Source organism: Anaerophilus nitritigenes, assembly GCF_004138215.1.
In the GTDB taxonomy this organism is placed as follows: Bacteria; Bacillota; Clostridia; order Peptostreptococcales; family Thermotaleaceae; genus Anaerophilus; species Anaerophilus nitritogenes.
The window spans coordinates 38,671-50,048 of sequence record NZ_RYYS01000061.1 but is presented as its reverse complement, the minus strand read 5'-3'; the positions used below and the strand labels follow the sequence as shown (position 1 = coordinate 50,048).

The window sequence follows — 11,378 nt, the reverse complement described above, 5'->3', positions numbered from 1 at the left end:
AAATGAATACCACTATGATGCCTTTGGTGCTATACTAAAAAAAGAAGAAAAAATTTCAAATCGAATTACTTATACAGGACAGCAATATGATAATGTAACCCAGCAGTATTACCTAAGAGCAAGATGTTATAACCCTATCATAGGTAGATTTACACAAGAAGATGTATATCGTGGGGATGGACTGAATTTATATGCATACTGTAGGAACAATCCAGTAAATTATTATGATCCAAGTGGATTTGCTAGTGTAAACAAAGAGAGAGCATTTGCTAATGAGGGGGAATAAAAATAATGACAATGGAGTCAATTTAAGAGCGGATATAAATGGATTGGGTAGCCCGGAAGGAGAGAACTACTATATTAAAGTCGCCAAAACAAAAATTACGAAAGGTGATGTAGGTCTCTCAGTCGATGGGCATATTGTTAATGGGCAAATCAATAATATCGGAAGGGAAAATGCGAATATTGATTTAAGTGGTTCATATGGAAGAGCTTATGGTGGTGCTGTATTTGATAAACAAGAAGGTGTCAGTGGGGAACTTTCGTTATCTGGATATGCAGCAATTGTCGAAGGGCAAGCGAATATTGATTTGAAAGGTAAAAACACTCAGACAACAATTGGACTTGCTCCAAGCGGAGGCTCTATAGGGGGACATCTTAAAGCTGGAGTAAATTATATTGATGAAAATAATGTATATCATTATGTAAATGTGGAAGTTGGAGGGGCATTCGGAATTGGAGTAATAGCAAAAATTGATATTACAAATCAAGGGCACGGACAAGATTCGGATTAGGAGACTCCTTGAAGTTATTGGGGGATTAATGAGAAAGGAGTAATATAATGAATCATTTAATTTTATACTTTGAAAAGTTTTTAAAAGCATTAGGATTTAAAAAATTTATGTGGATGCATACACTTGGATTTACTATCTTAGCATTAATGTTATTAGTTGGACTAGTTGAGACATTTATTAAAGGGACTTTTGATAGTTTAGAAGCAAGGATAGCTTTTGCAGGTCTTGCATTAATATATATTTGTATCAGGGTGTTTCAAGCTGTGTTCGAACGTAAAGTAATTGAAGATAGGTATATGTTCTTATGGTTAGGCAATAAAAAAAATAAGAATAATTAGGGTTTTGGTGGGGATACCTAGCGCCAAATGAACAACAATCACTATACAAATCCCGTTAGCTATGTACGAAAAATTCTCAAATTTCTCATGTACGTACAAAATAAGGGGTGAAAAAGGTACTATAAATCAACAAAAAATGAATATTTAATTTCTATGAAAATCCCTATTTACCACCGTGGTGCTAGGGATTTTCTGGCTCTATGTCAATAGTTGGGGTAAGATTCGACGTTTGTTAAGGTGGTTGTCTTTTGATGATCACCTTACTTTTATAGTAATGGCTATTATAGTAGTAGCATACTTAAGTATTTTTTACAATTTTAAAAATAGTTAAGTAAATGAAAAATACATTTTAAAGGAAAATAGGGATACATCAGACGAATGAAACTTTTTATATTAAAAAATTACAGAAATGTTTAATTAGATTAAATAACTACTATTATTAACTTTATAAGGTAAAATATTATTAATAAAAATCAATTTTAAAGCTATGGATAGATTTGATCAATTTATCAATTTGATCAATTTATCACTTTACTTTGATAATTATTTGTAAAATATTGTAGAAAAATATATAATTTAACTAAGGGTAGCTCTTTTAATGTATTTAAATTTAGTAACTGTAAGAGTGGTACTATGATTCAATTAGCTTAAACTACATTATATGATGGGGGGATTGATTATTTGTTTAAAAAACTATATAACTTTAGATGAAATTTTGAGATTTAAAATTAGTGGGAAATTCAGCACTATTGTATGAAAAATGGAGGGTATATTATGAAATCATTAAAAATCAGATTAATAGCTATATTTACTGTAGTTATATTTATTTTAAGTGTAGGATTATCATTTGTATCTATAAATCTAGTGAGTAAACAGTTACTAGAAGATGCTCATAAGGAGTTAAAGAATATAGCACAGGTTAATGCAAAGTACATACAAACAAAAATTGAAGTGGAATTAAGATATGTGGAATCTGTAGCTCAAAATGCAGTTATACAAAATAAAGATATTTCTTTAGAACAAAAGATCGCTCTTTGTGAAGCAGAAGCTAAAAGAACAGGATATCTTCGTTTTTGTTTGTCTGATAAAAACGGATATAGTACTCTTTTAGAAAGTACCCCAAGCACAGTAGATGTAAGTAGTCGAGAATATATTCAAAAAGCCTTAAAAGGAGAGTCTAATGCATCAGATATAATTATTAGTAAATCAACAGGAAAACCTATCATGACTTATGCGGCTCCTGTTACTTTTAATGATAATGAAAAAGGGGTATTGTATGGAACAAGAGAAGGAACTACATTAAGTGAAATTGCAAGTAAAGTAACCTATGGAAAAACAGGATATGCAACTATTATTAATAATGAAGGAATTGTGGTAGGTGATAAAAATATAGAATTAGTTATTAAGCAAGATAATATTGTAGAAAAGGCTAAAGAAAATCCAGAGCTTCGTCAATTTGGAGAACTTATTAAAAATAAAATATTAACAAGAGAAATAGGCAGTGGAGATTACTTTTATGAAGGAGTAGATAGGATCGTAGGATTTGCTCCAGTAGAAGGAACTCCTTGGATTATAATGGTTAGTATAGAGGCTAGTGAAATTTTAAACGAGGTAAATCATCTTAGAAATATTTTAATTATATTGACGATGATTGCAATTGTTATTGGAGCACTCATTACCTGTTTTGTAAGTGGAACCATTTCAAAACCAATTGTAGATATTACAAAAGTAATTAATAAGCAGGCTAATTTGGATTTTCATATGGATGAAAACTTTAAAACTTTTAAATATGCACATCGAAAAGATGAAATCGGCAGTATGGTTCATTCACTTAAAAAAATGGAAGATGCTATTAGAAATTTTATTATAAAAACGAAGGATTCTTCTAATTATATAGCATCATCCTCAGAAGAGTTAACAACGATTACAGAACAGTCTGCTCTAGCTTCAGAAGAAGTGGCAAAGACGATAGAAGAAATAGCAAAAGGAGCTAATGATCAAGCAAGGGATACAGAAAATTCTGCTCATCATGTAGATGAAGTAAGCAATCTAATAGAAAAAGATATAAAGTATTTAAAAGAACTGAATCAAGCAACTCAAGTCATTGAAAAAGAAAAAGAGGAAGGATTTTTAATTTTGAATATTCTTATGAATCATACAGATCAAAACAATCAAGCAACACAAAATATATATGATATTATTTTAAAAAATAATGAAAGTGCTGAAAAAATTGAAACAGCTAGTGAAATGATTCAAAGTATAGCAGATCAAACGAATCTATTAGCTTTAAATGCAGCTATTGAAGCAGCTCGTGCAGGAGAAGCAGGAAGAGGCTTTGCGGTAGTAGCTGAGGAAATTCGAAAACTAGCTGAAGATTCTAATCGTTTTACGGAAGACATTAAAGATGTAATAGAAGGATTAAAAGAACAATCAAAAAATGCAGTAGAAGGAATGAATAAAGTAAAAGGAATCGCAGATCAACAAAAGCAAAGTGTAGGTGAAACAAAAGTAAAGTTTGACTCTATTGCACAGGCTATTGAATCTGTTAAAGAAGTAATTAATAAGCTTAATAGTTCATCAAAAAATATGATAGAGAATAAAAATAAATTAGTAGAGCTTATGCAAAATTTATCTGCTATAGCAGAAGAAAACGCAGCAGGAACACAAGAAGCTTCAGCTTCTATGGAAGAGCAGGCAGCATCTATAGAAGAGATTGCAAATTCTAGTGAAGGATTAGCAAAAATTTCAGAAGAACTAGAAGAGATTATCAAGCAGTTTAAGATCTAATTATTTGATCTACAGCTTATGATAAATGATTTTAAACTTATAAAATCTTTATTTTATTCCAGTATTCCATTTTTAGAAAAAGAGAATAAGATGAAAGAATCAAATATTAAAGGGGGACTAAAATATTTGTTCATCTTATTCTCATATTCAAAGTATGTTCAATTTATTTTTTTTTATACTATAATTTTCTAAATACTCCTTTTACGATTCCTAATATAGTTACGTCCTTTGTAAAAATAGGAGACATAGAAGAATTTTCGGGCTGCAATCTTATGCAGTCTTTTTCTTTGAAAAATCTTTTTACAGTAGATTCATCTTCTAAGAGAGCTACTACAATTTCTCCATTGTCTGCTGTGTTTTTTTGTTTAACTAAAACATAATCTCCATCTAATATGCCAGCATCAATCATACTGGTCCCTCTTACGGTTAACATAAAGTGATTATTGTTATCCAAAAAATCTGCAGGAACAGGAAAAGAATCTTCAATATTTTGTACAGCTAAAATAGGTTCTCCAGCAGTAACCTTTCCTACGATAGGAATATCTACAGTTTCTTTTCTATGGACTCTATCTTCTTCAAGAATTTCAATAGTTCTAGGTTTTGTAGGATCTCGTCTAATATATCCATTTTTTTCAAGATTAGATAAATGACTATGAACAGTAGAGGTAGATTTTAAACCTACAGCTGCACATATCTCTCGCACTGATGGAGGATATCCTTTTGTATTTACAATAGTTTTTATATAGTTTAGTATTTTTTCTTGTTGTTTTGTTAAATTTTGCGCCATAATAAGCACCTCACAATATTTTTTATAGTAACTAAGAAATTATATACCTAATAAAATTGTGGATAATTTTATAATTTCCATTATGTAGTTCAAAAAAATTAAACGTATAGATCTTTTAAATGAATACTTTTTTATTATAGCATACAAAGAAATGAATATCAAACGTCTGTTCGGAAATTTTGTAAATACTATTTACAAAGAACATTTGTTCTGTTACAATAATGAAAAAGAACTAGTGTTCGAGGTGGCAGATATGAGAACAAAAAATTTTTATGTACAAAATCCATTCCATAGTATGATGATGATCATAATAGTAATTTTATTAGTATCTTTAGTTTTTATGGTCACAGTAAAAGCAAATATAGGAGATATGGAGGAGATAAGATACGTAGAGGTACATATAAAATATGGAGATACTCTATGGAATTTAGCAAAACAATTTACACCTAAAAATAAAGATGTTAGAAAAACTCTCTATGAAATTAGTGTCATTAATGAAATGAATTCACTTGAAATTTATCCTGGTCAAATTATAAAAATACCAATAGAGTAGAATATATTCCGAGTAGATTAATAACGAAGAATACATTTATCTATTTTTAAATTTTAAATTTTATTTTAAAAAAAATAGTCCTATGCAAAAGGACTATTTTTTATGATCATATTCTTCTAACCATTCAAATTGATCTACAATTTCACGTTTTACATTCTTTTTATGGGCAGCATACAATTGCGTCGTCGTCACATTATCATGATCTAATAGATTTTGTACATCATAAATAGAAAATCCATTTTGAATCAAAGAAGTAGCAGCCGTAGCTCTTAATTTATGAGGACTATATCCATTAGAAGGAGTAGTACCTAAAGCAATAGAAGTATATTTTTTTACCAATTGGCGAATAGCTTTTTCAGTCATTCTGGTTTTTTGAAGAGATAAAAAAAGTGCATCTTTATGCTTTTCTGAGATTTGATCATCAGAAGCTCTCTCTATAGAAATATAGTCTTTGATTACCTTTTCAACAGAGTAATTCAGAGGCATGTTGACTTCTTTTCCACGTTTTCTATATATTTTAAAATCTCCTCGATTAAAATTAAAAGAAGAAATATTTAATTGTTGTAATTCTTTAAGTCGTAGACCGTATGTAACAAATAAAACCAATATAGCCTTGTCTCGATGCTTTGTTTTTTCCCAATAAATAAGTTCTTTTTCTGTAAGACCTAATCCTGACTCTACTGTATCTAACATTTTTGCTACTTCATCAATTTCAAGCTTTTTAATAGCATCAGGTTGAGGTTTGGGAAGACGAATGGGGTTAATTCCATCTGTAATATTTTCTTTTACAATTTCATCTCTAAACAAATATTTGAATAATACAGTTAAAGAAGATTTTTTTCTTGCTAGAGCCCTGTTGTGATTTTCCATAATCGTAGGAGTTCCATTTTCTTCAACTATATATCTTGTACAATAATCTCCTATAAATCTATTGATATCTCTAGCTTTAATACCATTAAAATCATCTTGAGAGATTTCTTCTGTTTGAGAAGCTTTTGTAAGATTGGTTTCTAATAAAAGGTATTTACAGAAAAAAAGAATATCTTGTAAATAAGCGTGTCTAGTAGATAGTGCAACACCATTTTTAAGATAGATAAAGAAATCTTTCATAAATGTAGGTAGTTGCTTTTCTATTTCAATACATTTTTCAATAAGTTGATTTTCTTTTTGAACAATATTATCAGGTATATCAGATTTATTATGAATTTTTAGTATTTGTTTTGTCATAGTAAACACTCCTAGAATATAGTATCTCTATGATTATTTTAGCATAAATATAAAAAATAAGGCAATTATTAATAAGGTAGAAATACAATGATAGAGGATTACTGAAAAATAATAAAAATTGACAGAAAACAAATAAAAAGATAAAATTTAAGAGTTAAAAATTTACTTAAAGAGGAATGAAAACATGGACAATAAACAATTCATAGATGAAGTAAAAAGAAGAAGAACTTTTGCAATCATATCCCATCCCGATGCTGGGAAAACTACTTTAACTGAAAAATTCTTATTATATGGTGGAGCTATAAGAACAGCAGGAACAGTAAAATCAAGAAAATCTCAAAAGCATGCAGTTTCTGATTGGATGGAAATTGAGAAACAAAGAGGAATTTCTGTAACATCAAGTGTTCTTCAATTTGATTATAATGGATATTGTATCAATATATTAGATACTCCAGGACATCAAGATTTTAGTGAAGATACATACAGAACACTCATGGCAGCAGATAGTTCTGTAATGGTAGTAGACTCTGCAAAAGGGATTGAGGATCAAACGAAAAAATTATTTAAAGTTTGTAAAATGAGAGGAATTCCAATTTTTACTTTTATTAACAAGCTGGATAGACAAGGACAAGACCCATTTGAATTATTAGAAGATATTGAAACAAATCTAGGAATAAAATCATATCCTGCCAATTGGCCTATAGGATCAGGAAAAGATTTTAAAGGGGTTTATAATAGATTTAAAAAACAAGTAGAAGTTTTTAAAGATGGAGATCGTGGACAATCTATGTCACAGCTACAAACTATATCTTTAGATGATCCCAAATTGCCAACAATTTTGGGAGATGATTTATATGAAAAATTGTTGGAGGAATTAGAACTCATTGATATCGCAGGAGACGAGTTTAATCTAGATGAGATATTAAAAGGAGATTTAACTCCTGTATTTTTTGGAAGTGCAATCACTAATTTTGGAGTAGAACCATTTTTAAAAGCTTTTTTGGATATGACAAGACCTCCTAGTCCAAGAAATAGCAATCAAGGATTTATTTCACCAGAAGAACAAAACTTTTCAGGATTTATTTTTAAAATTCAAGCCAATATGAATCCTACACATCGTGATCGTATTGCGTTTTTGAGAATTTGCTCAGGAAAGTTTGAAAAGGGAATGACTGTAAATCATGTTCAAGGAAATAAAAAAATCAAATTAGCACAACCACAACAGTTCCTAGCACAAGATAGAGTTATTGTAGAAACAGCCTTTCCAGGAGATATTATAGGAATTCATGATCCAGGAATTTTTAAAATAGGAGATACTGTGTGTGAAGGTAAATCAGATATAGAATATGAAGGAATACCAATGTTTTCTCCAGAACATTTTGCAAAAGTCTATATAAAAAATGCTCTAAAAAGAAAACAATTTACAAAAGGAATTACACAATTGGCAGAAGAAGGTACTATACAAGTATTCAAAAGAGCAGATATAGGAATGGAAGAATTGATTATTGGTGTTGTAGGAGTATTACAATTTGAAGTTTTAGAATACCGTTTAAAAAATGAGTATGGGGTAGATCTTATAAGAGAAAACTTGTCTTATCGTTATGCAAGGTGGATTAAAGGGGACAACATAAAAGATAAAAAATTTTCCCTTCCAATGGATACGCTTTTAGTATTTGACGAAGATGAAAATCCAGTTGTTTTATTTAATAATGAATGGGTCATTCAAACTTTTGAAGATAGAAATAAAGGTGTTCAATTAGAATCTAGTATGATAACCATTAGAAAATAATTAGAAAGACCTATCCAATAGAAATATTTGTGGATAGGTTTTATTTTGATTTGTCAAGAACAAAGGAAAGTGATATATTATCAAGTGGTTCTAACTTTTAGAGCTTGTAAAACTAAAATCAAAGCCTAGCACAAAAATAAAAAAATCTTTAAAATATGGAGGGAGGAATGTCTAAGCTTTTCTAGGCTTTCATTAGGCAAAAAAGAATATGAAAAACAAAATATCTACAGCAGAAATGATGGAGAAAGAGAGTATGTCAAAGGTGCTTTTAAAGTTATCTGTACCTGCAATCATCGCTATGTTGATCAATGCTGTTTATAACATAGTGGATACTATGTTTGTTGGTATGCTAAATAATACGAGTGCTATTGCTGCCGTATCTATAGTATATCCGCTATTTATGTTTATTGGAGCTATAGGGGTTATGTTTGGTGCAGGAGGTGCTTCTTATCTATCAAGATTGTTGGGAGAAAAGAAAAAAGAAGAAGCTGACAAAACTCTTACATCTACTATAATAATTGGATGTATATTCAGCTTGGCTTTTACTGTGATTTCTATCATATTTTTAGACGAATTTTTACTCATGTATGGAGCAACCAAAACTATAATGCCTTATGCGAAGGCATATGGATATACAATAGTAATGGGAGCGATTTTTACCATTGGAACAGCAATTATGAGCAATACGATTAGAGCAGAAGGAAATTCAAAGTATAGTATGGTTGCTACTTGTATAGGTGGGATTATAAATATCATACTAGATCCTATATTTATGTTTCAATTTGGTATGGGTATAAAAGGTGCTGCAGTTGCTACAGTTATATCACAGTGTATATCATGTATTTTTCTTTTAAGATATTATTATTCTAACAAAAGTTACATACAGTTAGGATTTAGGTTTTTCAAACCCACGCTAAATATGTTTTTTGAAATACTTAAGATAGGTGTTCCTATTTTTGTAACTCAAGTATTGGCAAGCTTTGCTTTAGGTTTTATGAATCTAGGAGCAAAACCTTATGGAGATGCAGCAGTAGCTGCTATGGGTATTGTCTTTAGAGTTATGTCTATAGGATTTTATATAGTGTTTGGAATTGGGCAAGGATTTCAGCCTGTTGCTGGATATAGTTATGGAGCTAAAAACTTTACTAGATTAAAAGAAGCTATAAAAATATCTATTTGGTGGAGTACTATAGCAGCTATTGTTGTATCTATTTTATTTATAGCGTTTGCACGAGAATGTATGATTTTATTTACAAAAGATCAAGAAGTTATAGATATAGGAATAAAGGCTTTTCGAGCAGCAAGTTTATTGTTTCCGCTTTTTGGATATATCAATACTTATGCAGTGTTATATCAAGCTTTAGGAAAGGCTTTGGGAGCATTTATATTGTCTATTTCTAGACAAGGAATCTTTTATATCCCTTTAATGTATATATTACCCAAATTTATGGGGTTAGAAGGAGTCATATTCTGTCAAACTGCAGCAGATGGATTATCCTTTATAGAAACTTTTGTAATGGCTATTTGGTTAAATAAGAGCTTAAAACAGGAAGTATTTAAAGAAGCTAAATTAGATTCTAAGAAGAAAGTTTCCTCCTTAAAGGAACCAAAATATTCTGTAGGAAGCTAAATTTTTTCATAATAAACAAACTAATTACTGTATCAAAGAAGAAAAATCCCAATAGTATTTTTTTATGATACTATTGGGATTTTTTTATTTACATAAAAAATTATTTTAGTTTTCTGCTAATGTGGTAAATCTAGATTTTTGTATCGTCACTTTATAATCTAAATACAAGTAAATGGCAATACCTAATGTTAAAATCTCATTTACAAATGGAGCGATCCATATACCTAAGTCTTGAAGCATTATTGGTAATAAAAAAAGTGTTAATGTGATAAAAAGGTAACCTCTTAACGTAGAAATGATAGTAGCCTTTTGTATTAATTTTAAGGCTGTAAAATATCCTGACAAAATAATATTAAAACCACAAATCAAAAATCCGATACTAAAAATTTTAAGTCCATAAGTAGAAATTTTAAATTCAGTACCATTAGAAGGATCAATAAAGAAAGAAACCAATTGTTCTGTAAAAAATTGAGAAGATATAAAGAATATTAGTGCAAAAACAGTAGCTGTTTTTAAAGCTAAATCTAATAATTTTTTAATATTTTTATATTCTCCTGTTCCATTGTAATAACTAATTAATGGTTGTATCCCTTGATTAATTCCAATCATAGTCATAAGTACAAGATTATTGATATACATAATGACTCCAAATCCTGCAATGCCTGAGGGACCAATATGTTTTAATATAATAAAGTTAAAAATAAAAGTAGTAAATCCTGCTGATAATTCTGTTAGAGATTCAGGAAAACCGATAATAATAATTTGCTTAATATAGTTTAAGTTCATACCAATTTTAACAAATTTCAAGTTAGATTTTCCTCTTATAAAATGTACTACAAATGCAATACAAGAAATAAATTGAGAAATTCCTGTCGCAACTGCTGCACCTTTTATTCCATAGTCAAATAAGATGACAAATACATAATCTAGTAAAATATTAATAAAAGCTGCTAAGACAACAAAGATAATAGCATAGATAGGAAAACCATCTGCTTTTACTAATACCTCTAATGAATAAGCTACCATAAAGAAAGAACTAAAGATAATAATAATTGAAAGATAATCTTTTATAAATGGTAAAGTTTCAGGTGTAGCACCTAAAAATATAGCAATTTGATCAAGAAATATTATAGAAAAAATGCTTATAAGTATTCCTATAACACTTAAAAAAATAACATTTAAAGTAAAAATTTCATTACTAATTTGTTTTTGATTTTTCCCAAAATAAAAAGTAATAAGAGTAGATGATCCTACTGATACCAAAAGAGATAGTGCAAATATACTGTTGATAAAAGGCATAGATAAGTTTACTGCAGCTAGTGCAATAGGTCCTACCCCTTTACCTACAAACATACCATCAATCATGGTATAAATAGAAAAGAACCACATGGCACTAACAGATGGAATAAGATATTTAAAAAATTTTTTCGTCAGACTAATCTGATCAGTTGTAATGTCTTGCATAAAAACTCT

General features: G+C 29.5%; 10 protein-coding genes. 7 read left to right on the top strand and 3 right to left on the bottom strand.

Translation table 11 applies throughout. From position 1 onward, the window contains the following. From EK368_RS09075 to EK368_RS09060, 4 genes are all read left to right on the top strand, one after another. A partial coding sequence (locus tag EK368_RS09075; RefSeq protein ID WP_165000399.1) for an RHS repeat-associated core domain-containing protein occupies nt 1-286 on the top strand: 286 nt, incomplete at its 5' end. Further along, nucleotides 273-794 carry a hypothetical protein gene (locus tag EK368_RS09070; RefSeq protein WP_129598674.1) on the top strand — a complete coding sequence of 174 codons (522 nt, stop codon included), beginning with the start codon at nt 273-275 and terminating at the stop codon, nt 792-794. The genes EK368_RS09075 and EK368_RS09070, both read left to right, overlap by 14 nt. Nucleotides 795-841: 47 nt before the next feature. Then, on the top strand, nt 842-1,132 hold the full coding sequence (locus tag EK368_RS09065; protein WP_129598672.1) for a hypothetical protein: 291 nt from the start codon (nt 842-844) through the stop codon (nt 1,130-1,132). Between the two features lie 774 nt (nt 1,133-1,906). After that, nucleotides 1,907-3,919 carry a methyl-accepting chemotaxis protein gene (locus tag EK368_RS09060; protein ID WP_129598669.1) on the top strand — a complete coding sequence of 671 codons (2,013 nt, stop codon included), beginning with the start codon at nt 1,907-1,909 and terminating at the stop codon, nt 3,917-3,919. A gap of 178 nt (nt 3,920-4,097) precedes the next feature. Here the strand turns inward: EK368_RS09060 and lexA are convergent, their stop codons facing one another. Further along, on the bottom strand, nt 4,098-4,706 hold the full coding sequence (gene lexA, locus EK368_RS09055) for a transcriptional repressor LexA (protein WP_129598667.1): 609 nt from the start codon (nt 4,704-4,706) through the stop codon (nt 4,098-4,100). Nucleotides 4,707-4,959: 253 nt separating this feature from the next. On the opposite strand from lexA, the gene EK368_RS09050 reads away from it, so the two are divergent. Then, nucleotides 4,960-5,259 carry a LysM peptidoglycan-binding domain-containing protein gene (locus EK368_RS09050; protein WP_165000398.1) on the top strand — a complete coding sequence of 100 codons (300 nt, stop codon included), beginning with the start codon at nt 4,960-4,962 and terminating at the stop codon, nt 5,257-5,259. Nucleotides 5,260-5,352: 93 nt separating this feature from the next. Here the strand turns inward: EK368_RS09050 and EK368_RS09045 are convergent, their stop codons facing one another. Beyond that, nucleotides 5,353-6,486 (bottom strand): tyrosine-type recombinase/integrase, encoded by a 1,134-nt coding sequence (locus EK368_RS09045; RefSeq protein ID WP_129598662.1) that lies wholly within the window; start codon nt 6,484-6,486, stop codon nt 5,353-5,355. A 184-nt stretch (nt 6,487-6,670) separates the two neighbouring features. Here EK368_RS09045 and EK368_RS09040 point away from each other — a divergent pair, with 184 nt between their 5' ends. Together EK368_RS09040 and EK368_RS09035 are read left to right on the top strand one after the other, a co-directional pair. Continuing rightward, a complete protein-coding gene (locus EK368_RS09040) occupies nt 6,671-8,275 on the top strand; it encodes a peptide chain release factor 3 (protein WP_129598660.1) in 1,605 nt (534 codons plus the stop codon). A gap of 208 nt (nt 8,276-8,483) precedes the next feature. Further along, a complete protein-coding gene (locus tag EK368_RS09035) occupies nt 8,484-9,905 on the top strand; it encodes an MATE family efflux transporter (protein WP_129598657.1) in 1,422 nt (473 codons plus the stop codon). A gap of 105 nt (nt 9,906-10,010) precedes the next feature. Here EK368_RS09035 and EK368_RS09030 read toward each other — a convergent pair whose 3' ends face one another. After that, nucleotides 10,011-11,369, bottom strand: a complete 1,359-nt coding sequence (locus EK368_RS09030; RefSeq protein ID WP_129598655.1) for an MATE family efflux transporter — start codon at nt 11,367-11,369, stop codon at nt 10,011-10,013. Nucleotides 11,370-11,378: the final 9 nt, after the last annotated feature.